We start from the raw sequence: 24,965 nt of genomic DNA on the forward strand, positions 1-24,965 counted from the left end.
TCAATATCAACAGTTTCAGCCGTTTTTAGCCTTCAAGCCGAGAACGGCTTTAACTGTTGCTGTTGACGGTTGACTTTTGAATTGGGCGACGACTAAATTTAACATTTTGCGGCGGATATCCCACAAGTAGGCACCCAATGCTGGAAAATTAATTGATTGATTTTCTTTTTTAGAATCCTGATATATGAAGCCTAAAATAACCAGCCCGATCGCGTGGCAGCAAGCTGAACTGCTCATGCAGCCAGCGATGATCCGAGTGATCGACAACATCCGCAAACAATTAGAGGAGTCTGTCTGGACGGGCACTTATCAAGAAGTGCAGATTCCGATTCCCGGTTATCAACTAATTTTAGAGCATCAAGGCGAGCAAAGATGCGTCGATATTTGGGAACTTTGCTATCGAGTCTGCTTTGTCAACTACCAGCCCGCCCACACTCAACTGCAAAGTCAGGAAGTCGTAATTGATACTAGCTTGATTGAGGATGACACTGGTGATGTAGATTGGAATCGTCTTGATGCTAAAGCCAGCAAATTAATACAAGAAATATTCGCGGATTTGGGCAAATAGTCAGTTGTCAGTTGTCAGTTGTCAGTTGTCAGTTGACAGTTGTCAGTTGTTAGTTGACAGTTGACTGTGAACTGATGACAGTTGACAGTTGACAGTTGTCAGTTGTTAGTTGACAGTTGACAGTTGTCAGTGGTGAGCTTTCCAGCCAACAGCCAACAGTTAACAGTCAACAGTCATCAGTTAGTTAACAGTCAACAGTCATCAGTTCACAGTCATCAGTTCACAGTCAACAAAATCTTATGATTCAAGAATTGCACGACATTCAAGCAGCCGCTGGTGCTACTTTTGTAGAGTTAACAACCAAAGAAATTGTGCCAGTCAGTTTTGGTAACGACGCAGAAGCGATCGCAGCAACTAAAAAAGGTGCGGCTTTGTACGATCGCACTCACTGGGGACGCATTCAAATCTCAGACAGCGATCGCCTGCGGTTCTTGCACAATCAAAGTACCAATAACTTCAATATACTCAAACCCGGTCAAGGTTGCGATACCGTTTTCGTCACATCCACCGCCCGGACGATCGATCTCGCCACCGCTTACGCTACAGAAGATGCCGTACTGCTGTTAGTTTCGCCCAACCGCCGCCGACAATTGCTGGAATTGCTCGATCGCTATATTTTCCCAATGGATCGCGTCGAGTTAACAGATTTAACCGATACAACTGTTGCTTTCAGTCTCCTCGGCCCGGAAAGCACTCAACTACTAGAAAAAATCGGAGTTACCGAACTGGAAAATCAACCTTACGCTACTCACAAATTGATAAAACCCCCCTCTCTTTCCCCCCTTTACCAAGGGGGGGATGAAGGGGGGGTTCGAGTTGCGGTTGGTAGCGGTTTAGCAACTCCCGGATACACGTTAATTGCACAAGCAAGCGATGCAGCTAATGTGTGGAATGAATTAGTCAAAGCAGGGGCTGTCCCGATGGGCGATCGAGTTTGGGAACAATTGCGAATTGAACAAGGACGCCCCGCCCCAGATTTTGAACTAACAGACGATTACAATCCCCTAGAAGCCCGTCTTTTACATACAATTACCTACGACAAAGGCTGCTACATCGGTCAAGAAACAATTGCCCGGTTGAACACCTATCAAGGAGTAAAACAGCAACTTTGGGGCGTGCAGTTGAGCGGTGCGGTTGAACCCGGAACTGCGGTCACTATCGGAGAGGAAAAAGTCGGCAAACTCACCAGTTTTACGGAAACTGAATCTGGATTCTTTGGCCTTGCTTACATCCGCACAAAAGCGGGTGGCGAAGGACTGAAAGTGCAGGTAGGAGAAATTTCCGGGGAAGTAGTAAACTTGCCTTTTTTAAGTTGCTAAGTTTTGGTTTGTAGTGATGACTTTATTAGATTTCTTGCAAAAATAACTAGGACGGACTCTCCGGCCCATCCCACATTTTTTTTTCTTGTGGAACGGGCCGGAGAGCCCGTTCCAGAATTTGATTAAAAGGATTTTTGCAAGAGGTTTATTCCTCATAATTTTATGATGATTGAAATCATCACTACGAACTTATAGGGAGTCTTGTACTGAACATCATAAGCTATAGCAATCCTAAATCATTTGTGAATTTCTTAGGATCGCAAATTAAATCACTTACAATTTTAATTTGTATTGTGGGATGGGCGTCCCGCCCGTCCAAAAAGGGCGGGCGGGACACCCCACTTTCCTTGTTATTGTATGTCCGAATAAAGAAACGAAGCAATCGCAAACCTCGGCGATTGCTTGCCTTCGGATCGCAATGACCGAAATAGGTTTCAACTTAGATGTTGCACCATTCTCAATCAGTTTTTTATGAACAGGCAAGATGCCTGTTCCACAAAGAGTAAATTTTCTTGTGTAACAGGCATCTTGCCTGTTCTTGAGAAGGGTGCAAAATGTGAGTTTCAACCCAACCTGCTACTATTTCGCGGATTTCTGCGCCTTGTTTTCCGGTTCGACAGATTGCAAAGCTTCGTCGAGAATTGCCCGCGCCACCTCAGCTTTGCCCCTAGCATCCCGATAGCGGACGTTAGCTTGAGCGAAGTTTTTCAGAATTTTAAAACCGTCTTTGAGACTGGCAATTTCCTCGGCCGTCACAGCCTCATCTGTAAACAAAATGTCGATCGCGGCCCGGATTTTGAGTGCTTCTTCGCGGGATTCCATGACTTTCAATTTGAGACTTGCCAAATTGCTCAAAATCTGTACGGCTTCAGTAATCGCATCCTCGCCGTCAGACGCAGCATCTTCGATATCCTTAACTTCAACAAACTGCTTGGGCCCAAATCCCTCCACTAGTTCCGTAGGCAGCTTGCCCTCATCCATGAGTTCCATCAGCCGATCCATCGCTTCTTCGCGGGCTTTGGCTGAATCTTTCCCTTTGACAGTTAAAATAATTTCGGGGCTTTGAGGAAGTGTATAGCGAACCATATTTTGACAGCCTGTGCGCGAAAACAATTGAATGATATTTTATCTTTATTCGATCGCCAGTTGCAGCTATCAATCCGCTCGATTACCAACCGCTTGGCAAAACTTGACACATATACACTCAAAAGGAACCCTCGACAATGAAAGATAAATTTCTTAACTTTCTCAACTTGATTTTAGTAGCTGATGTATTTTTCGTCTTTGCCAGTTTTGCGTGGTTTGCGATCGCAGTAGCGGGTCGATCGACCGGGGTGAATCTCGGTTTTGATTTGTGGTACAGTCTGTGGCAGCCCGTATTTAATCCCGCTCTCGGAATTCTTATGGGCGGTGCTATTCTCAGCGGTATAATTAACCAAGTTTCAAAACGCCTCAATCCCAAGTAAAATTGATGTTTTGTTGGAGACGGTGATTTGGGACGCTACGAAAGTTGGCGATCGAATTTGTGGGGTGCGTCAGGGATGAGCCGCTCAATTAGGTCGAAAAGAAGGATTGGACGATCGGATCTAAAAATATCAACCATGTTCTGAGTAACAAAAGTTGGGCATTAAATTATGGGAGAACAAAAATGTATCGGTATCCTCACCAGCGGAGGTGACTGTGCAGGCTTAAACGCTGTCATTCGAGCCGTTGTCTACCGCGCAACGGGAACTTACAATTGGAAAGTGATGGGCATTCGTCAAGCCACAAAAGGATTGATGAGTCGTCCCCCTGAAGCAATTCCCTTGAATATAGAGAAAGTAGACTCCTGGCTGACCATTGGCGGTACGATGCTAGGCACTACAAATGAGGGCAACCCTTTTGCTTTCCCGATGTCTGATGGAACTCTGCGCGATCGTTCTGATGATATTATCGAAGGCTATCACAAACTAGGTTTGGATGCCTTAATTGGCATTGGTGGCGATGGCAGTCTCGCCATTCTCAGGAAGATTGCTAAACAAGGCAATTTGAATTTAGTTGCTATTCCTAAAACTATTGATAATGATGTCGGAGTTACCGAGCGTTCTATCGGTTTTGATACTGCTGTCAATATTGCCACTGAAGCACTAGATCGCTTGCATTTTACTGCGGCAAGTCACAGCCGCGTCATGATTGTTGAAGTCATGGGACGCGATGCCGGACATATTGCGATCAGTGCCGGAATTTCTGGGGGAGCTGATATAATTCTGATTCCCGAAATTCCTTACAAAATTTCCCAAATTTGTGCCAAAATCCGAGAACGCCAAGAACGGGGAAAAACCTACTGTTTAATTGTAGTAGCGGAGGCGGTTCGCACAGAAGCAGGCGAATTAGTAATGCACACAAATCGCTTAGGTCAAAGTCGATTAGGCGGAATTGGTCAGTATTTAGCTGATACAATTTCTGAGTGTAGCGGTGCAGAAACCCGCGTCACCGTTTTGGGACACACTCAACGCGGGGGAACACCTTCTTCGCTAGAAAGATTAATTGCTTCTGCTTTTGGCATCGCAGCAGTTGATTTAATTGCCGAAGAGAAATACGACTGCATGGTATCTTGGCAAAAGCGGGAAGTTGTGAGCGTTCCACTCGAAGATGCGATCGCCAAATACAGACCCGTAGACTTCAACGGTACTCTGGTTAAAACGGCCCGCGGTTTGGGAATTTGCTTGGGAGATTAGACAATTATTCGTCCTAGTTCTCAAAGATTGACAAAAATCAAGAAACCGGGTTTTTTCGCGATAGAGGGTTTTTGGCTAGTATTTAGTTAAAAACCCGGTTTCTTGTCCCATAATTTTCACTTTCCCATCAAAAAATCATCGGCGTTTATTTGTGTCGATCGACTTGACATCTGCGATCGAGCGATCGATCCTGTGATTTATGCAGAAAGTAGATTTGGCACTCGTCCAAAAACTTGAGGGTGTAATCCGCACGGGTAGCCCGCCTGCCAGTTTCGATATCGCAGGGGTACGATGGAATATAGGGAAAAAGACCAAGCCCGGTAAGGTTAAGCTTGGCAATAATACCCACAGGAAGGGAAAAATGACACTTAACTTGCGGCGACCGATTTTGATAGGCGGAATAGGACTTTCAGCAGCGCTGTGGCTGCTGGAAACTCTACAGCATTCGGGTTCAGAAATGGGCGAAACGGCACTCATCGGCTTGGCGGCCGCTGGTGCGGGCTATTGGTGGTGGAAGCAACAATCCCCCAAACTCGAACTCGCACTCCCGGAACCCCTGGCCAACAGGGAAGCAGCCGAAAAAGCGATCGCCACTGCCTCCGCAGTCATTAATTTGCTAGCTCAGGAATCTCAAAACTCGGCAAATCCGGCTCATCTAACGGCAAAGCTCGATCGGCTCAAAACCGAATTAGACAGACAAGATTTGCGGATTACCGTAACTGGCGGCAAAGCTGTCGGCAAAACTGCCTTAATTCAAGTTTTAAATTCTAATTGGGCATCTCAACACCCGCAAAAGCTGAGTTTTCCAGAAACTGCACCGCTGTTTGCTAATACAAATGCCGATGCCAAAATCGGCGGTGATTTAGTGCTGTTTGTGACAGCGGGCGATATCACAGATTCCGAATTTAAAACATTATCTCAGCTAGCGTCCGCAGGTCAGCGCGTGCTGCTAGTCTGGAACAAACTAGATCAATATTTGCCCGAACAGCAGTCGCAGGTTTTGCACTCTTTGCAGCAGAAAATGCAAGGAATATTGGGGACAGAAGATATAATTGCGATCGCAGCTTCTCCCAATTCTATTAAAGTGCGGCAGCACCAAGCAGACGGCACTGTTAAAGAACGGATCGAAAATCAAGTCTCTCAACTCGAACCGCTGACAGCAAGATTGACTAAAATCTTAACTGAAGAACGGCAACAGTTGGTCTGGGCGAGTGCAGTGCGCGAAGCTGCAAGTATCAAGTTAGAGGCAAAAACCTTCTTAAATGCAGTCAGGCGCGATCGGGCAATTCCCATTATCGAACAATATCAGTACATCGCCGCCGCCGCCGTGTTTGCTAACCCGGTTCCCGCTTTAGACTTGCTAGCAACAACCGCCATCAGCACCCAACTCGTCATCGACCTCGGCGCTATTTACCAGCAAAAGTTTTCCTTAGACCAAGCTAAAACAGTAGCGGGAACTTTAGCCAGCCAAATGTTCAAACTGGGATTAGTAGAACTGTCTACCCAAACTATTACTGGACTGCTGAAAACCAATGCCGTCACCTATGCAGCAGGAGGCGCGGTACAGGGAATTAGTGCAGCATATTTTACCAGAATAGCGGGACTGAGTTTGATTGAATATTTCCAAAGTCAAGAACTGGAAAATGCTAAAGGCATATTCAATCTTACGGAACTGACGAAAACTTTGCAAGCAGTATTTACGCAAAATCAGCAAGTTTCCTTTTTGCAAGGTTTCATCAATCAAGTGGCGAGTCGCCTTTCACCTCAAATGTCTCAGTCCGAGGCTGTTAATTCAGCCAATTAAGTAAAATAAAGGAACAGGCAAGATGCCTGTTCCACAAGACAGTTTTTTTGTTGTGGAACAGGCATCTTGCCTGTTCCCCGGCAGAGCCGGGAAACCAGTTAATATTTTCCTTGGTCAATTAAGTAAAATAAAGGAACAGGCAAGATGCCTGTTCCACAAGACAGTTTTTTTGTTGTGGAACAGGCATCTTGCCTGTTCCCCGGCAGAGCCGGGAAACCAGTTAATATTTTCCTTGGTCAATTAAGTAAAATAAAGGAACAGGCAAGATGCCTGTTCCACCAAGATTTGTTATTGTGGAACGAACAGGCAAGATGCCTGTTCCACAATAATTTTTTGTTATTGTGGAACGGGCCGGAGAGCCCGTTCAATATTTTGTGGACAACTCACAACTAAAAAATTATAAATTTATGAAAAATTGTATTAAAATAAGAAATAGGATTTATAATTCGACTCTAAATTATACCTGCTTAAAAAAGCCGATCGCCAATGGCTGACAATTCTATTCAAGAAAATCGCTTATCCCTAGCCCGCGCCAGTTTGCGCCAAACCCTGGCGCGGTATTCCCACCTGCGCCAAGGCAAAAAAAACTCGGACAATACAGAATTAGAAGCGGCGCTGCAAAATCAGTTAGATATCCTAACCTCCACCTCGGAAAAACTCGACCACAACGTCATTCGCATTGCTACTTTCGGCCTAGTCAGCCGCGGCAAATCAGCCGTATTAAACGCGCTTTTAGGTCAAAAAATTCTGCAAACCGGCCCTCTCAACGGCGTGACTCAGTGGCCGCGTTCCGTGCGGTGGACAATTCCTTATCTTCCCGTCGCAGAAGACAGAGAAAAAATCCAAGTAGAATTAATTGATACTCCCGGACTTGATGAAGTTGGCGGCGAAGTGCGCGGCGAAATGGCGAAACAAGTAACTCGCCAATCTGACTTAATTCTATTTGTCGTTGCAGGCGATATCACTCGCACTGAATATCAAGCACTGTGCGAATTGCAAACAGCTCAAAAACCGCTGATTTTAGTTTTTAATAAAATTGACCTTTATCCAGAATTAGACCGAAAAGCTATTTACCAAAGTTTGCAAGCGCTGGGAAATTCCGAACAGTTAGCAGCCGATTCGGTAACAGATGCAACCGATAGCGAAAATTTGTCCGATCGCCCAAACAACCCATCTCATAAATCTACTGCAAAATCACCCGCTAAAACTGCCAAATCCTTAGAAATAGTCATGGTAGCCGCCGAACCCGCGCCGGTGCAAATACGGGTGGAATGGTCAGACGGAAGAATAACTAACGAATGGGAGTCGCCGCCCGCCCAGATAGACGAACTAAAACACACAATTTTGACAATTCTTAACAGAGAAGGTCGATCGCTCCTCGCTCTCAATGCTTTAGTTGAAGCTAGAGATGCCGAAGCAAACATAGCCCGTCAAGTTCTCAAATTGCGGCAAGCAGAAGCCGAAGATTTAATCTGGCAATTTGCGAAATATAAAGCTTTGGCTGTGGGTTTAAATCCGGTTGCTTTCTTGGATGTAATGGGAGCAACTGTCGCAGATTTAGCCTTAATTCGCTCTTTATCCAGACTTTACGGTTTACCCATGACTGGTTACGAAGCCGGGAAACTTTGGCAGACTATTTTCTCCAGTGCTGGCGGCGTACTTTTGGGAGAATTGGGTAGCAGTTTTCTGTTAGGATTTGGCAAAAGTGCGGCCGTTGCGGCCCCGCAAATCGGCTTTTCTACTTTTGCCGGAGTCGCAGTCACTCAAGCTAGTTTAGCAGCTTACGGAACCTACGCTGTCGGCCGCGCCGCCCAAGTTTATTTAGAAAAAGGCTGCACCTGGGGCCCCCTGGGACAAGATACGGTAATTCAAGAAATTCTCGCCACCATCGAGCGCAATACAATTATCGATCGCTTGCAGCAAGAGTTTAAAATATGACACAAACAACAGCGGTTGACCAGATCGTCTAATATCTGGTTAAATCTATACATACCTTATTTTTAGCCTAAATGTATAGATTAGAAGACTTATTGCCCATTGGAGAGGCAGCAATGCTTAGAGGCGTAAGTGTTGAAACCCTTCGGAGATGGGAAAAGAAAGGGAAAATCGTTGCGGTAAGGACTGAAGGAAGCCACAGACGGTATAAGGTCGCAGACTTGTTGAAAGTTGACAACCCCGAACTAAGACACACCGTTGTTTATGGACGGGTTAGCTCTCCTGACAAAAAAGAAGATTTAGCGCGTCAAATTGGGATTTTAGAGCTGTACTGTCAAAAACATGAGTGGAACGCTCCCTATGTCATTAAGGATATTGGGTCAGGACTGAATTATCGCAAACGCGGTTTATTGAAGTTAATCGATCTACTTCAACGCAATGAAGTTGAACGACTGATCATCACTGATAAAGATCGGCTTCTTCGTTTTGGCTCGGAGCTAATTTTTGCCCTATGCGAAAACAATGGGGCAGAAGTCATCATTCTCAATAAGCCGATTGCCCTAGAACCAGAGCAGGAGCTTGTAGAAGACGTTTTGTCTGTGATCGCGGTAATGTCCGCTCGGATGTACGGAAAACGCTCAAAGCGCAACCTGAAAGCAATGCAAGCGCTGCACGAATGTGCCGAGAAGATGCTCGATGTGGAGACTTGACATCCTGAATCTATGCAATATAATTAAAGTGTAGATTATGGTAATTAATCGTGGCACGTAAACAGCAAAGTACCACAGAAGAAGTCTTTACACAGGTCATCCCTGTGGTATTTTGCTCGAACGTGACACAGGTTAACCGAATCATGCACCTATGCGGTATTCCCAGAAGCTTGACTTACAACAAGCTAGGATCGTTACAGGGATGGGGCGTGTCTTGGATGAGCGCAGATCCTATAGTTAGAACAATCCTTCATCCTCAAGATATTCAGCTACCTGGGAAGCTCTGGGAATGGGCAGTTAATGACACTATGAAGGCGATTATTGCTCAACAATTCGCGGCAAAAGCATTTATTGTCAAGGCTATCTATCAACGCACTAAGGACGAAACTGAGCAAAAGCGGTTATTCGGTCTCATGCACAATAACCCCACATCTGACCCGTGGCTGCATCGTGTCATTCGTAAGCAGTATCAGCGCGGTCATACTTTTGTCCGCAATCAAATTGTTTACCAAGGTGCTGGATACTCGGTCAAGAGATTGTCTCGAAGTACGTTACAGATTGACGTTCAAGGAATTGAGAAAGGGAAACGAATCATACTCAAGGCTCGATGTCGTCATGTGATAGCAGGTCAAATCCGACTCATTCGCAATGAGTTGGGCAACCTTGAAATTCATACCATCCGTCGTCGTGTCATCCCCAAAGTAGCGAAGTCCATTACGACTCAAGTCGGCATTGACAAGGGATATACCGAAGCATTCTTCACATCCAATGGGGATGAGATTGCAACAGGGTTAGGGAAACTCATGACTGCAAAGACTGCGCGTATCACCCGCACCAATCGAAATCGTTATCGGTTGCGTAGTCATGCCCAAAACAATCCAGAAAAGGCTGCGACCATTCTCAAAAATAACTTGGGTTATCAGGTAAAGTCCAAACGACTTAAGGCAGAAAAAGCCACCATACAGAATTTTATTCGCAGAGATTTAGCGCGAGTCATCACTTCACCGACTCGCATCTTTGCGGAAGACCTCACCCAACCCATCAAGAACAAGTATGAGTCTAAGGCGCTGAACAGAAAGCTTGCATCTTGGATGAAGGGTGAACTACAGGCTTCCTTGGAGTCCATCTCCAAGAAGACGGGTTCGGTTTTGTCAACCGTCAATCCGGCGTACACATCGCAACTGGATTCTTTGACCGGAACGTTATTGGGTTCGCGGAAAGGGGATCGGTTTACCAGCTTTACTGGGGTTGTGGAACAAAGCGACATAAATGCTGCACAGAACATTCTGCATCGCGGCTCTGATACTGAGATTACTCGGTGGATGAAATATGCAGAAGTCCGCAGAACGTTAATCCGGAGGACTGTTCGATATCTCGCTTCAATTGGAACAACCGTGCAAATGGCACTGGATTTGGGGTGGCTTCACTCTAAGTTTAAGACGGAGGCATTAAGTTGTGAAGCTGAGTGTTCCCCTTCAGGGGTTGAAGGGACGGTTAAGCCTTGTGATGGGAGGGTTCCCCAGACTCGAAAACGCGCCAAAAAACCGCGACCACGACAAGAGAAACCAGCAATATTAGACACTTTTATTCAGCTCTCGCTTTTTGCTGAGATTTGAGTAGATTTAGTTCACCCCATTACTGAAATCATTCAAACTTTAGCAGATGTTGAATCTCGATTCAATATTACGCGAACTGAATCGGAGGGATTTTTCCCAGAATGGCATGAAGATTTACCCGAAATTACAGAAGTCGATAAAGCCGCTCTCAATTTAATTCGGTGGCGATATCTTTATCATTTAAATGATGGAAGCCTTACAGAAGGAACCGTTACGCTCATCATGGGTTCGTCTCTATTGGAACGAGCGGGTTTTTACGATCCACCTTTTAAAATGATGGCTGAAAAATCTGTACAAATTGTTTTAGATGACGAGGATGATGAAGTAGAAACTCTCAAGGGACGGATTGATGTTTTAGTGATGCAAAATCAGTTTTGGGTGACACTCTTAGAGTCGAAGCGCACCACCATTTCAGTAATGTCTGCACTTCCCCAAACACTAGCATACATGACAGCCAATCCCCGCAAGGATAGACCGAGTTTTGCTGTGATGACAAATGGCAGTGAAATTGTATTCGTCAAGCTAGACTTTGAGAATTCACCTAAATATGACTTATCAAGAATATTTTCACCGGTTCCCTTAATTAATGAACTTTATACGGTTCTTCAAGTCTTGAGAAAAATTGGTCAACTGATTGTTCAGCTAAACTAAGAGGGCTGAAGCCCAACTACGTACCTCATCTTTCTGAGAACTGCTATTCTAAAATCTAAAATCTAAAATCTAAAATCGTATTACCGTCTCGCGATTCTAATACCTTCTCTAAAATGCGCGATCGTCGCAATTACCGCTATAGAAAAATAAAATATTCTAATCAGCCAAAAACAAACCCGCATTGACCAAGAAACAATAGTCGGAGCAATACCTGTGAACTGTACAAATCTGGAATTAACTCTTTTTTCAAAGCTGTCGAGGTCTTTCATCTCCGATTGTTTCGTCGGAATAACCGGAAACTGACCAGTATATACGTAATAACCGATAAAACCAGGCAATCCTACTTTTCTATTCAAAAATGAGTTAGTTAAGGTTGCAGTTTGCTGAGGCGATAAATTATCCGATTCTTCCACTTTTTCCAGCCAAGAATTATATCGAATAGCTGGCGTAATCATGAAAACTAAGGGAACTATAACTATCAACAAAGCTGCACTAATTTTGCGACCGTATTTAGGGTGTAGAAGATTTGTCGCCACACCCACTCCCATACCGATAAAAGCAAATACCAATATATTTAACAGTTCAATAATTTCGATGCCTCTCAACAAATCGCCGATAATCAGAATTGTATATAATAATTTGTCTGCCAGTAGCAAAGCTGCCCATTTGATGACAATTGAAACGCCTACAATAGTAGCTACAATCGCCACATACCCGATGGCACCTAGAACGTACAGTAAAATAGAACCGACTTGTTTTAATGATTGCATGGAATTATTCACTCTTGTGAAAGTTGAGGATTCCGATTGACAAAACAACTTGAAATTTTAGATTAATCGGGAGTTCCAAATTTGACTTTTAAAATTGATTAGCTTGAGATACTGAAATCCATCTAAAATCTACAATCTACAATCTACAATCGATCGACAAGTTCGCGCGCGGCCGCTTTGGTGACTTGTGCGATCCGTTCCTTCACAACACCCTCTTCGTTAGCGCAGCCCTCGAAGAGGATCGCCCTCGGCTCTGGTTCTTGTTCGCGATCGATCCCCAACCATAAAAGATACTCGATATTACCGGCCGGGCCAAGTAAAGGCGACCACGTTAAGCCCCTTTCCTGCCATCCTAAAGCTGTGGCTGCCTTCCACACTTGAAAAATCGCATCAGCTTGAGTGGCTGAGTCTCGCACTACGCCTTTTTTCCCGACTCTCTCGCGCCCTACCTCAAACTGCGGCTTTACCAGCAACACCGCTTCCTTGGGTGGTGCCAACAATTCCCACAGCGCGGGTAAAATCTTATCCAGGGAAATAAACGACACATCTACTACCGCCAAATCTGCTCGCCCAGAGTCGCCGTAAAGCTCAGCAGCAGTCATGTACCGCAAATTGGTGCGTTCTTTCAAAATTACCCTCGGATCGTTCCTCAAGCCCCAATCTGCTTGACCGTAGCCAACATCTATGCCGTACACTAGGGCTGCGCCGGCTTGCAGCAGACAGTCGGTAAAACCGCCTGTGGAGATGCCGCCGTCGAGACAAATTCTGCCTGCAACGGGAATCGCAAAAACTTCTAAAGCTTTGGCTAATTTGTCGCCGCCTCTAGAAACATAGCGCGATCGCTCTTTAATCTGAATTTTTGCTGCAATATCTACCTCAGTGCCCGGTTTGTCAACTACCTGCTGGTTGATAGAGACTTTCCCAGTCCGAATCAAGGCCTGAGCTTGCTGTCTGGAACTGCACAAATCTAGGCTGACCAATAAAGTGTCTAGTCGCTGTTTAGCCAAGGTTTTTAATATCTGTACGGATAGGGTTTAGGACAGTACAAGATTAGCACTTACGCACAAACCCGACTGCGAATTTTTGGCGATTATTTTGGTTTTTCGACCGTCGCGGGCCGATCGCCCCCACCTCAGATTATGTGACTGAGATCGCTCTGATTGTGTAGTTTTATCACAGATAAACATCAGTAGAATCACACAAAAACTTTGGCGAGTAGCGGATGATTTAGATGCAGCTAAAAGCGCTACAAATACCATCAGGGCGATCGACAATGAAAACAATTAACTTTCCTATCAGAAATCCGGGCCGTTGTCAAGAAAATCCCCTCGCCTTCGTCAGCGGTGAAATCATCCACATTCTTTACCCCAACGGGGAAGTAGAAGCAGCAACCGCCGAACAAGTCGATCGCCGCCAAACCAAAAGTCCCCTGGACAAATGCCTAGTATGGGGATGTGTTGGCGATTTTTAACCCATAAAAAAAGATCGCTTGGAGGCTGTGATGCCAAAAAGAGCGATCGATTCAACTGCTGCTAACTGCAAGCGAGAAGTGCAATTTGCTGCTAAAAGAACTAGCAAATTGACTTAAATATCTTGTTCGCTCAATTCGCGAATCAAGTAATCAAAAGGCTGCTCCAAAAAAGGCCCCACAGACAAGCCAGCAGCTTGCACTTGAGCTTTAACCATCTCCTTCATAATGCCGATCCCCATCACCGTCGGGCCAATGGGAACGCTGAGAGAATTGTAAGTTTCGCGCAAACCTTGCAGCACGCGCTCGTCGAGCACATCCGTACTTCCAGCCACTAGGGCGTAAGTAGCATAGCGCAAGTAGTAGTCCATATCCCGCAGACAAGCCGCGTAGCGGCGAGTCGTGTAGGCATTTCCGCCCGGACGGATCAATTCAGGCTGTTCGGCAAATAGCTGAATACCAGCTTGCTTGACAATTGACGCAGCATTGCTGTTAATCGCCGCCGCCGCCTGTACCCGTGCCGTACCCGTTGCAAAATAAGATTTCAACCGATCGATACCATCTCGGTCTAAATACCTACCAGCAACATCATAATTTTCAATCAGGCTCGTCACTGCATCGCGCATAAGTTTCTCTCCCAAAAATCTTTATCAATACTTTGCTATCTGAGACAGACCGCCTATTGTAGACTACTACAAATCGGCGTTTGATTAAGATTTGAGATAGGATTTTCTGACTACCGGTTAATCCCCGGCAGAAAAACCCCAATTCTGGCAAATGCCTTGCATCTTTTGCCGAAAGTATCGACAGGGCAAGAGTTGGGAACTGTTGGGCCACACAGGGCAGCAAGTTTCAAACTTTTGTAGCAAAAGATACAAAATGCGAGGTAATGAATGCTTATCATCGCCCAAATAGTCTGAAATCTGCGATCGCCAAGAAACAACCAATATCAGGAGTAAGTCATGTTCCAGACACCCCAAGAAGCCTTAAACTACATAAAAGAAAATAAGATCCTGATCGTTGACCTCAAATTCATCGATATGCCGGGGATCTGGCAACACCTTTCCCTGTACCACGACCAAATCGACGAAACCGCATTCACAGACGGCGTACCCTTCGACGGTTCCAGCATTCGGGGCTGGAAAGCCATCAACGAATCAGATATGACCATGGTCATCGATCCTACCACCGCCTGGATCGACCCGTTCATGGCAGAACCTACCATCAGCTTCATTTGCAGCATCAAAGAACCCCGCACCGGCGAACCGTACAGCCGCTGTCCCCGCACCATTGCCCAAAAAGCCATAGACTACTTGCTTTCGACCGGTCTCGGCGATACAGCATTCTTTGGCCCGGAAGCAGAATTCTTCATTTTTGACGACGTTCGCTTCGACCAAACCCAAAATTCCGGCTACTATTACGTAGATTCGATCGAAGGTCGCTGGAATTCCGGCAAAGAAGAAGCAGGTGGCAACCTCGGCTACAAACCGCGTTACAAAGAAGGTTATTTCCCAGTAGCACCAACCGATACCTCACAAGACATGAGAACGGAAATGCTGCTGACAATGGCAAAATGCGGCGTACCCATCGAAAAGCACCACCACGAAGTCGCCACCGGCGGGCAATGCGAACTCGGTTTCCGCTTTGCAACATTGGTACAAGCCGCTGACTACTTGATGACATACAAATACGTCATCAAAAACGTCGGCAAAAAATACGGCAAAACCATCACCTTCATGCCCAAACCGCTGTTTAACGACAACGGTTCCGGGATGCACGTTCACCAGTCGATTTGGCAAGACGGCAAACCGTTATTTGCAGGGGATCAATATGCAGGTTTCAGCCAAATGGGACTGCATTACATCGGCGGCATTCTCAAGCACGCACCCGCACTTTTGGCACTCACCAACCCGACGACTAATTCCTACAAGCGGTTAGTTCCGGGCTTTGAAGCGCCTGTAAACTTAGCTTATTCTCAAGGAAATCGATCGGCATCAGTGCGGATTCCGCTGTCGGGAACCAACCCCAAAGCCAAGCGGTTAGAATTCCGCTGCCCCGATGCCACATCCAACCCCTATTTAGCATTTGCAGCCATGCTGTGCGCCGGCATAGACGGCATCAAAAATCAAATCGATCCGGGCGAACCTTTGGACGTGGATATCTACGACCTTTCGCCTGAAGAATTGAGCAAAATTCCTTCTACTCCCGGTTCCTTGGAAGGCGCTTTAGAAGCTTTGGAAAAAGACCACACTTTCTTAACAGAAACCGGCGTCTTTACCGAAGACTTCATCGAAACCTGGATTTCCTACAAACTCGACAACGAAGTCAACCCGATGCGGCTGCGTCCTCACCCCTACGAGTTTGCTCTCTACTACGACTGTTAGAAAATTAATAATTAAAAATTAAAAGTTAAAAATGGTATAATTGCCATTTTTAACCGAAGATTTTTAATTAATAAGAACGCCGCCCTTAAAAGCGGCGTTTTTTTCTAGTTTAGAACTTCTGGATCAATGCCCATACTCTCCCGTTACCCGATACTATCTGGGCAACGCTGTTAGTAGTAGGGCCCATTGTAGCCTCAGAGACATCCTCTACAGCCCATTTATTTGCTTTCTCATCAACAATAAACAAATCGTCAGCGGTAGTGCCTTCCTGAACCCGATATATCTTATTCAAAATGAAACGCTGTCGCGCCTCAGCTTTTGGTATGCCCGTAACTTCATCAGGATCGATAGAGATGGCACTGCCTTCTTTTAATGTACCTTTCGTGTTACTTAAATTGCGAGTTTCCCTTTGAGCAAGCCGCACGCTGTGAATCGGCAAAGAAGGCTCAGTATCAGAGATATTCGAGGCACCAGCTAGCGCCCCACTTTTTCCCAAACCGAGAACCGCTGCACTAGCCGTCAAAATTAGCAAAAGCTTGAAATGATTCACTGTATTTATGCTCCTTTGTTGTAAGATGCTGCTCTCAGTATAAAGTAGCAATTAGCAATTAGAAATTACCAAACGATGTCCGATATTTTTGTGATGATCCGCAATCAAAATAACGTCGCCATGACTTCAGTTGACGGCATTGCCTTCATTACTTTACTGAGTCGGGACGGACGGGTACTGGCCGAGGAGACGGTTGCCTTGATGGAGGCAGATGCGGGATTTGATGACTTGGCAGCAGGACAATATACTGTAATAGTCAGGCACGAACGGGTTGAACCGCGATCTGCCACCTGGGATGTCACGATCGGCAATGAAGATCAAGTAATCATACTAACATTTGTTTATCTAGAACCGGAACGGGTACTGCTTCGCATTCTAGCTACTGTTGAAGAGAGGTTATGACAATGACAGCTAAAGTTATTCCATCACAGTCAATTAAAATGTTCCGCTATCGAGTGCATTTCTTGGCAAAAGACCTTTGGAAGGAGAAAAACCCGGTTGGTCGAATGAATCTGGCTTTGCAGTTGGCGGATGCGGCGAGTACGCTGGCTAGGCTGGAAGTCGAGGAGGCACGAAAATTTCAAGAAGAGTCGGCTTCGGATCTGGTTTCAGACTCAACTGATACTTAATATCAACTTTGGGAATAGGCCAAACAGGGAATAGGGCAAACAGGGAATAGGCCAAACAGGGAATAGGGCATTGACAACAAACTTCTACTTTGCTTTGTGAATTAGCAACCCAAAAACCTGCGTTACACTTATATAGGTATCTTTACAAAACAACATAAAATTATGACAGTTGCTTATCCCCGCAAGCTGCGCAACGCAATGGGAGCACGCGAGATTTTAGCTCAAGTAGTGCGCGATCGCGAAATTCACCTGATCACCCTCAACCGCTATCGGTTTAGCGAACAGCGCAGTTGCAAAGACCTCACCGACTTGATCGAACAGCTAGACGGGAACCCGGCAGAACTCGTGCGCGACCTTTCCCGGCACATTTCCGACGAAGCGCGGCACGCCATGTGGTTGACTGACTTGTTGGTAGACTTGGGTCAGAATGTGGGCAAGCCGCCGGGAGTCTCCTACATTGACGAATTTGAAAGGTTGCTCGACAACGACCTAACAGACCCCACCAAAGACCGCGAAGATTTTGTAATTTCTTCCCTAGCGGCGATTAACGTCACCGAAAAGCGTGGCTGCGAATACTTCTCAGCGCACATCCACGCCCTGAAACAGGCTCCGCAAACTGACGAAAACGTCAAAATCCGCGAAACCATCGAAAAGATTTTTCCCGAAGAAGCTGGTCACGTCCGCTGGGGCAACCGCTGGCTGGCCCAAATCGCCGACAAAAGCCCGGAACACCGCCAGAAGGTGGAACAGGCAAAGCGCAAGTATGTGGCGATCGAACAAGCTGCATTTGAATCGGGAATGGATATCATGCTGGGGGCAGAACTCCGTCGCGTCACCCGCCTGGTGGACATTGCAAACACCATGCCCATGTGGGAACGCCCGCAATACCTGATGGAACGCCTGCCTGCAACATTGCTGGCCCCCGACCTGCAAATGACCAGAGTCGATGTAGCTCAGCGGGCCTGGAACCGCGACCCGCAGGCATTTGTGGAGAAATTGGTGCCCATGTTCCTCAACGGCATGAAAACCATTGAGAAGAAGCCGGCGACGACTAAGCCTAGATGACCCGGCGGTTGAAACCGCGGCTACAGAAACGAAGTCTGCCTCCGCAGACTAAGAGATGTACTCGTTACCAGGCTCTGCCTGGTAACGCAGATCCCGAGGCTCTGCCTCAAATTTTTGTAGTTAAGCGAGGCGGAGCCTCTGAACATCGGTTCCCAGGCAGAGCCTAGGAACAAGTTACTCTGGACGGAGCTTTAAGATTTAAAATTTACAATCTGAAGAACTTAGCAAGTAAACTGATTATTGGAATAGTTTTCCATCTAAATATAATTATGAGTACCAGCGAGCCGAACATACAAACAGCTTCCGCAGAAAGCCTATCGAGTGAAAGCGCGATCGCCGATGCCCAGGTCGAAAAAGCCACAGCCGTCACCTATGCAGAAGAAATTGAAACTGTGATCGCCAGCATGGCTGTAGACCAAAAAGTGATGGTCGGTCAAAATGAAACTGGCGGACATCTTTGGAAGTTTAAGTACGGCAGTGTTGAAGTGTTCGTGCAACTCACGGGCGAAACCGAAGATGATACTTTGAGTGTTTGGGCTTTTGTACTGCAATTGCCGGCGAAGAATGAAGCTCAATTAATGCGAAAAATCCTAGAAATGAATTGGCTGTCTACTTTAGAATCTCATTTTGCGATTGTTGACAATCAAGTGGCGGTAATATCGAGTCGGACGATCGCGGAAATCTCGGCCGGGGAAATTTCTCGGGTTATTACTATTGTCGCCACGATCGCCGATGATAATGACGATATTCTGCAAGCAGAATTCGGTCAGTAGTCATTAGGGTGCGCGACTTTTGAGCGCGATCGTTCGCAGTCGCGCACCTAAAATTCAAGCAGGATGGGAGACTTTTGGGTGTATCTAATTAAACAGAAATCGTTTAACAGATGAAACCATACGCTCTAACTCAGTTTTGTTGTGTGTGAGGAGTTCATGCCCCCATAATTCATTCGTATTATCAGAGCAATCTTGTGCCAGAGCTTTTCCGATATCTTCAAAACTCTTTTTGGTGGCTCTCTTTAAATCTTCTGGGTTAGATTGCACTCCAAGAATGAATACTCTTTCTTTTAAATCGTCAGGAACTTGACTCTCTACATAACTAAAGCGATTTTCATCCCGATCGAAATCAACTATCAAAACAATCATTCTTTGTAGATATTGTCGCATTCCAGGCGCATGATTCTTCCGCAATTGCTCTACAGCTTTTGTCCAACCATTAGCAATCGGTAGGTCTTTAATTGCACTCTTATTAACGCTAAGGTGATTAATAAATCCATTGAAAATTTGGCGATTGGCATCATCTTCGGGTAAAACAAGAAGGTGTGGTTGCTCCCTATTTACTTTCATAGTTCTATATCGCCCAGGATTAAAGTCGTTATAAGGTCGCCTGGTACAGGTATATCACTGAGTAATCTGACTAAAGTTGGCTCCAAGTGGCTTTTTCGATCGAGTACAAAGGTATTTTCATTTGAAAATTTTCGGATCGCTTCAGGATTATGAGATGCCACTAAAATTTGACTGTTACCCTGAAATGAGCGTCGTAATGATGTGACAAAATCTCCAACCTCTGATAATGAGATATAGTTGTCAGGCTCGTCCCAGAAGCAAAAAAGAGGGCCATAAGATTTGTTGGCAGCTAAGATGACTGCACAAAGAAAAAAGCATTTCTCACCATCAGATAAGTCATTAAAGTCAACACTCAGATTCGCATTGTTGGCTTCAAACCGAACAATCATACTTTTAGAGTCTTTACCAATCTGTTCATTCAGAAAATCCTGAATGTCAGGCATGACTTCTCGGAGATATTTATCAATCTGTGTGTAGGCGGCAGGATAGCGGCTGAGCAACCCAGAAACCCACTCCCCGAAGTTTGAACCATCTCGCTTTGGCTCCAAAGTTTCACCATTGGAGTCTCCAGTCATCAAGCTGGGAATCGGGGCTAAAATGATCGTGCGTGCTAGCCAAGTCTTGAAAATATGCAGCGGATCAGTCTCAGATTGCTCCTGAATTACTGGTAGGGCAACAAGATGCCAATCCACAAGAAACTGAGCCTCACGATTTTGTGAGCTCGTATGAAGAGTGACTTGGGCTTCTTTTCGAGAGTAGATTGGATCTCCTCCAACTAGCAATTGCTCTTCAAAAACTCGAAGCTCTTTAAATTTTTCTGGCAACTCGAAGGCAAGGACATATTTGTATAATTTCTCGTTAAGTAAGACTTCTATTTCAAACCGGATTGGGACATCCGACCTGCCACGAGCAAAATCTTTTACATTGACAAGATCGCGAACTCTATTTATGCCTCGACTGATGGACTGAAATACCTGTAAGACAACAGAAGTAGTTGTTTTACCTACACCATTTTTTCCAATTAAGAGAGCAGAGGGCAGCCCTTTTACGGTCAGTTCAAAATTTTCTAGGCATCTGAAGTTATGTACATATAGTCTTTGGAGCATAGCAAAACAATTCCGAGGAGTGGGAAGTGAAAAAAAATTTTTTAACTTTTTGAACTGCTTAATTAGGTAATAGGCATTGCCATACATAAATTTCCAAAAAGTTGGGTGCTTTTCTGAGCTAGAGACGGATGAGTTGCCGAACAATTAATCCCCGCCGCCAACTTTTACCTCCAACTCGTCAAAAAACACCACTGCCCCAAATTTACTCCGTACTTAAAACTTAATATGCAGGCCCTGCGATCCAAGCAATAGTGATTCCCAGCCCCAAACCGACAAGCACTTGAAAAGGAGTGTGTCCCAGCAACTCTTTGAGGCGAGCCTCATTAAGGTTGTGATCTTCCTCAAAAAACTCGTCAATAATTTGGTTGAGGATGCGAGCTTGCTTGCCGGCAGCTTGGCGGACGCCTGCTGCGTCGTACATCACAATAATTGCAAAGATCGCAGCGATCGCAAAATCCGGACTTTCCCATCCCATCGTTTGTCCGACTCCAGCAGCCAAAGCGCCCACAAAAGACGAGTGAGCGCTGGGCATTCCCCCCGTTGTTACCAAATACCGAAGATTAAACTTGCGATTTTTGACCAACTCGATCGGCAGCTTCACGATCTGAGCCGCCAGACAAGCGATCAAAGCAACCACGAGTACATGATTGTTTAAAATGCCGCTGCAAATTTCCTGCATAGTGTTTGATATATCTAGTTACTGCGGCTGGTAATAAAATCGGCGATCGCCAGCAGCGGTAGAGCTTTGCTCCCAAACACTGCCAATTGAGCCTTAGCATCAGCAACAAGCTGTTTAGCTTGGCGCCGAGACTCCTCAATTCCCCACAAACTCGGATAAGTGACTTTCCCTGCTTGAACATCTTTGCCAGCAGTTTTGCCCAGTTCTTCTTGGGTAGCAGTAATATCCAGAATGTCGTCAACGATCTGGAAAGCCAACCCAATATTTTGAGCGAAACGAGACAGCCGCTGCAAATCCGCAGCAGACGCCCCAGCCAGAATTGCCCCACTAACTACGCAAGCCTCTAACAGCGCGCCTGTTTTGTGAGCGTGAATGTAATTCAAAGTTTCCAGAGAAACATCTGTCTTTCCTTCCGATTCCAAGTCAACCACCTGGCCTCCTACCAATCCAGCAGCCCCGAATGCCCGCGCCAAATGGGCGATCGTCTGCAACACCTGCTGGGGGGGTACATTCTCAGTTTTAGTGGCGATAAATTCAAAAGCATAGGTCAGCAAACCATCGCCAGCCAAAATGGCGATATCCTCGCCGTAGACTTTGTGGTTCGTCAGTTTGCCGCGCCGGTAGTCGTCATTGTCCATTGCCGGCAAATCGTCGTGAATCAGCGACATCGTGTGGATCATTTCCAAAGCGCAAGCTGTGGGCATTGCCATATATCTAGTGCCGCCGGCCAGTTCGCAGCTAGCGAGACACAGGATCGGACGCAGGCGCTTGCCCCCGGCTAGCAGCGAGTAGCGCATTGCTTCGTAAATTTTCTCTGGGTAGATGACCGGGAGTGCACTGTCGAGAGCTATCTCGATCGCCTTTTTTTGCTCGACTAGGTAACTAGATAAGTCGAAAGCGGATTCCGGTTGGGACGAATCCATTTCTGTTGCTGCAAATAACATCCCTTGCTCTCTTGTACTTAATGTGAATTGGGATACTCTGAGTTGTGTTGGTCGATCGCGCCGACTTTTACCGTGGCGATCGCTCGAAATCAGAGACTCAATTTAATCATTCTACGGGTGTTGTTGCACAGAAATTTATGTGAAGTTTTGAGTTTTAAGAAGTTGCTCAAATTTTCTCTAGGGCGTCAATCGCTTTAAGATTTGAGATTTGAGATTTGAGATTTGAGATTTGACAAGTCTCTGGCTGTCTGCAAAAACCGCAGCACTGCGGGCGTTGGATTCAGGCCCCAAATTAGAGCGATCGAGACGATCGGGCTGATTTCTTGTATAGGTTTGTAAACAACGCCGAGGCGCTGGAAATTCTGCATCGACTCCGGGACGATCGCCACTCCCATCTCGGCGGCGACTAGACTGACAATGGTTTGCATTTGAATTGCTTCTTGAGCGGCGATCGGGCTAAAACCTGCTTGTTGACAAAAACTGACGATCCGATCGTACAATCCCGGAGCGAGGGAACGCGGAAACAGGATAAACGGTTCCGTGGAAAGTTGGCGCAATTGAACATTCGCGCGATCGGCCATTGGATGCGTCTGCGGCAAAGCCACGATCAGCACTTCCCGAAAAACAATTTCAGAATTTATCTCCTCTTCCACCGGAGGGCGAATAAAGCCGATGTCAATTTGCCCTTCTCGCAGTCGCTGTAACTGCTCATTTGTAGTCATTTCTCGCAATTCGAGCTTTACCGCAGGATGAAGAGTGCGAAAAGCCTGCAAAATGGCTGGAACCACGTTATGAGAAGCAGAGCTCACAAAGCCGATCGTCAGTTGGCCGAGTTCGCCCCGACTTGTCTGTCGGCCGAGTTGAATTGCTCGATCGACTTGCTGCATAATTTTTTGCGATTCCTCAAAAAAAACCTGTCCCGCTTCTGTGAGTGCAACCGTCCGCTTGGTGCGGCGAAACAGTTGAAAGCCCAACTCAGCCTCCAAATGCTGGATTTGTTGGCTCAGCGGAGGTTGAGCAATGTGCAGTTTTTCCGCTGCGCGAGTGAAATTCAATTCTTCTGCAACCGCAATGAAATAACGCAAATGTCGCAGTTCCATAACTCTCCAATCATTGATATTTTAAAAGTATCAGTTGTTAGTCAAACATATATTGGACATTTATGATGATGTTTCATACAGTGATTAATAGGCGAATTTGAAAATTAAACAATGGCTAACTTGGATATCAAAATTAGAGAAGCAGAGCTGGCAGATTTGGAATTAATCATGGCTTTTATTTCGCAAAAAAGCGAGTTCGATGGATGTAAAAATCTTTTAGAAGCCACAGCCGAAAAATTGCAGCAAACACTATTTGTCAAGTCTCCGCTAGTGCGAGTATTGTTGGCGGAAGTTGCCGGCACAGCGGTAGGATTTGCCATGTTTTATGCTTCCTACTCAAGTCTTTTGGCGCAGCCGTGCCTTTGGCTTGATGATTTATTTGTGCAAGCTCCTATGCGCGGTATGGGAGTCGGGACAGCGCTGTTAAAGTATTTGGCACAAATTGCTGAGTCCACAAATTGCGGGCGGATTGAATGGACAGTTAATACTGTAAATGCGCCGGGTATTGCTTTTTATCAAAAGCAGGGAGCGCGGATTTTGGAAAATATTAGGGTTTGCCGAATCGAGGGACGTGCGATCGCTCAACTCGCTAACAAATAATTTGATTGGTTTTGTGAAGAAGGTTTTTTTATTAACCGCAGAGAACACAGAGAACACAGAGAAAGAGAAGACAGAGAAAGAGAAGACAAATTTAGGGTAGTTATCATGGCACAAAATTCTTGGAATTCAGCTCTTTACGAGCAAAATCATGCTTTTGTTTGGCAGTACGGCGAATCACTTTTGGAGTTACTAGATCCGAAGGCTGGCGAACAAATTTTGGATTTGGGATGCGGTACGGGGCAGTTAACTGAAAAAATTGCTCAAAGTGGTGCTTTTGTGCAAGGTATTGATTCATCTTTGTCGATGATTTCTACGGCCAAAGTTAACTATCCTCACATTAACTTCTCTGTGGCAGATGCGAGGAGTTTTCAAGTAGAAGAGCCGTTAGATGCTGTGTTTTCTAATGCGGTTTTGCACTGGGTTAAACAACCGGATGCTGTGATTAATTGTGTGGGAAAAGCGCTGAAGTCGGGAGGGCGTTTTGTCGCTGAGTTTGGCGGTAAGGGGAACGTGGGGGCGATCGTCCAGGCACTTTTGAGTGTTTTGTCAGAAATTGGCTGCGAAGAGCCTGAAGCGCTTAATCCTTGGTATTTCCCGAGTATTGGCGAGTATGCTGGGCGTTTGGAAAAGCAGGGTTTTGAGGTTAGTTATGCGGTTTTGTTCGATCGACCGACTCCCCTAGAAGGTGGCAGCGCTGGTATGGTAAATTGGATTGAGATGTTTGCTGGCGGGTTGTTGTCGGGGTTGTCTGAGGAAGTGCGTGAAGCGAAGCTATCCCGTAGGGAATCGCAGGTAATTAACTCGGTTGAACGGCGTTTGCGATCGACACATTATCGTGATGGTAATTGGATTGCAGATTACCGCAGAATTCGCGTTGTTGCTATCAAGCAGTAGGGTGCGTCGCCACCCTTAAATATTCAAACCCGATAGACAATAGACCTCTTGCAAAAATAACTAGGACGGGCAAGATGCCCATCCCACAAAATTTTTTTTCTTGTGGAATGGGC

Annotated in this window: 28 protein-coding genes; 18 read left to right on the forward strand and 10 right to left on the reverse strand. The window is 45.8% G+C overall.

The window, feature by feature from the left end:
- Nucleotides 1-184: 184 nt before the first annotated feature.
- Nucleotides 185-568, forward strand: coding sequence for a hypothetical protein (locus QUB70_RS05580; RefSeq protein ID WP_332978863.1), 384 nt, complete (start codon nucleotides 185-187; stop codon nucleotides 566-568).
- A 239-nt stretch (nucleotides 569-807) separates the two neighbouring features.
- The gene (ygfZ, locus tag QUB70_RS05585) at nucleotides 808-1,887 is read left to right on the forward strand and encodes a CAF17-like 4Fe-4S cluster assembly/insertion protein YgfZ (protein ID WP_332978865.1); all 1,080 of its coding nucleotides are present in this window, start codon (nucleotides 808-810) and stop codon (nucleotides 1,885-1,887) included.
- 579 nt (nucleotides 1,888-2,466) lie between these two features.
- On the opposite strand, the gene QUB70_RS05590 is transcribed toward ygfZ, so the two are convergent.
- Complete coding sequence (locus tag QUB70_RS05590; protein ID WP_332978867.1) at nucleotides 2,467-2,973, reverse strand: hypothetical protein; 507 nt, start codon at nucleotides 2,971-2,973, stop codon at nucleotides 2,467-2,469.
- 137 nt (nucleotides 2,974-3,110) lie between these two features.
- Between QUB70_RS05590 and QUB70_RS05595 the strand changes: the two genes are divergently transcribed.
- The 8 genes from QUB70_RS05595 (at nucleotide 3,111) to QUB70_RS05630 (ending at nucleotide 11,320) form a co-directional block, all read left to right on the forward strand.
- Nucleotides 3,111-3,353, forward strand: a complete 243-nt coding sequence (locus QUB70_RS05595; protein ID WP_190735043.1) for a hypothetical protein — start codon at nucleotides 3,111-3,113, stop codon at nucleotides 3,351-3,353.
- 168 nt (nucleotides 3,354-3,521) lie between these two features.
- Nucleotides 3,522-4,604 (forward strand): ATP-dependent 6-phosphofructokinase, encoded by a 1,083-nt coding sequence (locus QUB70_RS05600; protein WP_332978868.1) that lies wholly within the window; start codon nucleotides 3,522-3,524, stop codon nucleotides 4,602-4,604.
- A 199-nt stretch (nucleotides 4,605-4,803) separates the two neighbouring features.
- Nucleotides 4,804-6,408, forward strand: a complete 1,605-nt coding sequence (locus tag QUB70_RS05605; protein ID WP_332978870.1) for a YcjF family protein — start codon at nucleotides 4,804-4,806, stop codon at nucleotides 6,406-6,408.
- Nucleotides 6,409-6,552: 144 nt separating this feature from the next.
- Nucleotides 6,553-6,801 (forward strand): hypothetical protein, encoded by a 249-nt coding sequence (locus tag QUB70_RS05610; RefSeq protein WP_332978872.1) that lies wholly within the window; start codon nucleotides 6,553-6,555, stop codon nucleotides 6,799-6,801.
- A 93-nt stretch (nucleotides 6,802-6,894) separates the two neighbouring features.
- Complete coding sequence (locus tag QUB70_RS05615; RefSeq protein WP_332978873.1) at nucleotides 6,895-8,346, forward strand: GTP-binding protein; 1,452 nt, start codon at nucleotides 6,895-6,897, stop codon at nucleotides 8,344-8,346.
- A gap of 71 nt (nucleotides 8,347-8,417) precedes the next feature.
- Entirely contained in the window at nucleotides 8,418-9,053 is a 636-nt protein-coding gene (locus tag QUB70_RS05620) for an IS607 family transposase (protein WP_332978874.1), read from the forward strand.
- Between the two features lie 218 nt (nucleotides 9,054-9,271).
- Nucleotides 9,272-10,669 (forward strand): zinc ribbon domain-containing protein, encoded by a 1,398-nt coding sequence (locus QUB70_RS05625; RefSeq protein ID WP_332978875.1) that lies wholly within the window; start codon nucleotides 9,272-9,274, stop codon nucleotides 10,667-10,669.
- A gap of 222 nt (nucleotides 10,670-10,891) precedes the next feature.
- Nucleotides 10,892-11,320 carry a hypothetical protein gene (locus QUB70_RS05630; protein ID WP_332978876.1) on the forward strand — a complete coding sequence of 143 codons (429 nt, stop codon included), beginning with the start codon at nucleotides 10,892-10,894 and terminating at the stop codon, nucleotides 11,318-11,320.
- 80 nt (nucleotides 11,321-11,400) lie between these two features.
- On the opposite strand, the gene QUB70_RS05635 is transcribed toward QUB70_RS05630, so the two are convergent.
- Nucleotides 11,401-12,090, reverse strand: coding sequence for a hypothetical protein (locus QUB70_RS05635; RefSeq protein ID WP_332978878.1), 690 nt, complete (start codon nucleotides 12,088-12,090; stop codon nucleotides 11,401-11,403).
- Between the two features lie 143 nt (nucleotides 12,091-12,233).
- Nucleotides 12,234-13,097 (reverse strand): TlyA family RNA methyltransferase, encoded by an 864-nt coding sequence (locus QUB70_RS05640; protein ID WP_332978880.1) that lies wholly within the window; start codon nucleotides 13,095-13,097, stop codon nucleotides 12,234-12,236.
- Between the two features lie 224 nt (nucleotides 13,098-13,321).
- Here QUB70_RS05640 and QUB70_RS05645 point away from each other — a divergent pair, with 224 nt between their 5' ends.
- Nucleotides 13,322-13,561 carry a hypothetical protein gene (locus QUB70_RS05645; protein WP_332978882.1) on the forward strand — a complete coding sequence of 80 codons (240 nt, stop codon included), beginning with the start codon at nucleotides 13,322-13,324 and terminating at the stop codon, nucleotides 13,559-13,561.
- Between the two features lie 113 nt (nucleotides 13,562-13,674).
- Here QUB70_RS05645 and apcB read toward each other — a convergent pair whose 3' ends face one another.
- Nucleotides 13,675-14,184 (reverse strand): allophycocyanin subunit beta, encoded by a 510-nt coding sequence (gene apcB / locus QUB70_RS05650; RefSeq protein WP_332978884.1) that lies wholly within the window; start codon nucleotides 14,182-14,184, stop codon nucleotides 13,675-13,677.
- A gap of 336 nt (nucleotides 14,185-14,520) precedes the next feature.
- On the opposite strand from apcB, the gene glnA reads away from it, so the two are divergent.
- Nucleotides 14,521-15,942, forward strand: a complete 1,422-nt coding sequence (gene glnA / locus QUB70_RS05655) for a type I glutamate--ammonia ligase (RefSeq protein ID WP_332978886.1) — start codon at nucleotides 14,521-14,523, stop codon at nucleotides 15,940-15,942.
- 109 nt (nucleotides 15,943-16,051) lie between these two features.
- On the opposite strand, the gene QUB70_RS05660 is transcribed toward glnA, so the two are convergent.
- Nucleotides 16,052-16,492: a hypothetical protein gene (locus QUB70_RS05660; protein ID WP_332978887.1), complete on the reverse strand. Its 441-nt coding sequence runs from the start codon at nucleotides 16,490-16,492 to the stop codon at nucleotides 16,052-16,054.
- 75 nt (nucleotides 16,493-16,567) lie between these two features.
- Here QUB70_RS05660 and QUB70_RS05665 point away from each other — a divergent pair, with 75 nt between their 5' ends.
- From QUB70_RS05665 to QUB70_RS05680, 4 genes are all read left to right on the forward strand, one after another.
- The gene (locus tag QUB70_RS05665; protein ID WP_332978888.1) at nucleotides 16,568-16,894 is read left to right on the forward strand and encodes a hypothetical protein; all 327 of its coding nucleotides are present in this window, start codon (nucleotides 16,568-16,570) and stop codon (nucleotides 16,892-16,894) included.
- Between the two features lie 2 nt (nucleotides 16,895-16,896).
- The gene (locus QUB70_RS05670) at nucleotides 16,897-17,121 is read left to right on the forward strand and encodes a hypothetical protein (RefSeq protein ID WP_332978889.1); all 225 of its coding nucleotides are present in this window, start codon (nucleotides 16,897-16,899) and stop codon (nucleotides 17,119-17,121) included.
- A 162-nt stretch (nucleotides 17,122-17,283) separates the two neighbouring features.
- Entirely contained in the window at nucleotides 17,284-18,186 is a 903-nt protein-coding gene (locus tag QUB70_RS05675; RefSeq protein ID WP_332978891.1) for a ferritin-like domain-containing protein, read from the forward strand.
- Nucleotides 18,187-18,455: 269 nt separating this feature from the next.
- The gene (locus QUB70_RS05680; protein WP_332978892.1) at nucleotides 18,456-18,959 is read left to right on the forward strand and encodes a YbjN domain-containing protein; all 504 of its coding nucleotides are present in this window, start codon (nucleotides 18,456-18,458) and stop codon (nucleotides 18,957-18,959) included.
- Between the two features lie 84 nt (nucleotides 18,960-19,043).
- On the opposite strand, the gene QUB70_RS05685 is transcribed toward QUB70_RS05680, so the two are convergent.
- The 5 genes from QUB70_RS05685 to QUB70_RS05705 all read right to left on the reverse strand — a co-directional run bounded on the left by QUB70_RS05685 (nucleotide 19,044) and on the right by QUB70_RS05705 (nucleotide 23,358).
- A complete protein-coding gene (locus QUB70_RS05685; RefSeq protein WP_332978894.1) occupies nucleotides 19,044-19,529 on the reverse strand; it encodes a hypothetical protein in 486 nt (161 codons plus the stop codon).
- Nucleotides 19,526-20,722 (reverse strand): AAA family ATPase, encoded by a 1,197-nt coding sequence (locus tag QUB70_RS05690; RefSeq protein ID WP_332978896.1) that lies wholly within the window; start codon nucleotides 20,720-20,722, stop codon nucleotides 19,526-19,528. Before QUB70_RS05690 ends, QUB70_RS05685 begins: the two co-directional genes overlap by 4 nt.
- 133 nt (nucleotides 20,723-20,855) lie before the next feature.
- Nucleotides 20,856-21,314: a divergent PAP2 family protein gene (locus tag QUB70_RS05695; RefSeq protein ID WP_332978897.1), complete on the reverse strand. Its 459-nt coding sequence runs from the start codon at nucleotides 21,312-21,314 to the stop codon at nucleotides 20,856-20,858.
- A 14-nt stretch (nucleotides 21,315-21,328) separates the two neighbouring features.
- The gene (gene crtE, locus QUB70_RS05700; RefSeq protein ID WP_332978899.1) at nucleotides 21,329-22,258 is read right to left on the reverse strand and encodes a geranylgeranyl diphosphate synthase CrtE; all 930 of its coding nucleotides are present in this window, start codon (nucleotides 22,256-22,258) and stop codon (nucleotides 21,329-21,331) included.
- Between the two features lie 194 nt (nucleotides 22,259-22,452).
- Nucleotides 22,453-23,358: a LysR family transcriptional regulator gene (locus QUB70_RS05705; RefSeq protein ID WP_332978901.1), complete on the reverse strand. Its 906-nt coding sequence runs from the start codon at nucleotides 23,356-23,358 to the stop codon at nucleotides 22,453-22,455.
- 111 nt (nucleotides 23,359-23,469) lie between these two features.
- On the opposite strand from QUB70_RS05705, the gene QUB70_RS05710 reads away from it, so the two are divergent.
- Together QUB70_RS05710 and QUB70_RS05715 are read left to right on the forward strand one after the other, a co-directional pair.
- Entirely contained in the window at nucleotides 23,470-23,958 is a 489-nt protein-coding gene (locus QUB70_RS05710) for a GNAT family N-acetyltransferase (protein WP_332978902.1), read from the forward strand.
- A 102-nt stretch (nucleotides 23,959-24,060) separates the two neighbouring features.
- On the forward strand, nucleotides 24,061-24,852 hold the full coding sequence (locus QUB70_RS05715) for a class I SAM-dependent methyltransferase (protein ID WP_332978911.1): 792 nt from the start codon (nucleotides 24,061-24,063) through the stop codon (nucleotides 24,850-24,852).
- The last annotated feature ends 113 nt before the right edge of the window (nucleotides 24,853-24,965 follow it).

Source organism: Microcoleus sp. A003_D6 (assembly GCF_036702825.1).
Lineage (GTDB): Bacteria > Cyanobacteriota > Cyanobacteriia > Cyanobacteriales > Microcoleaceae > Microcoleus.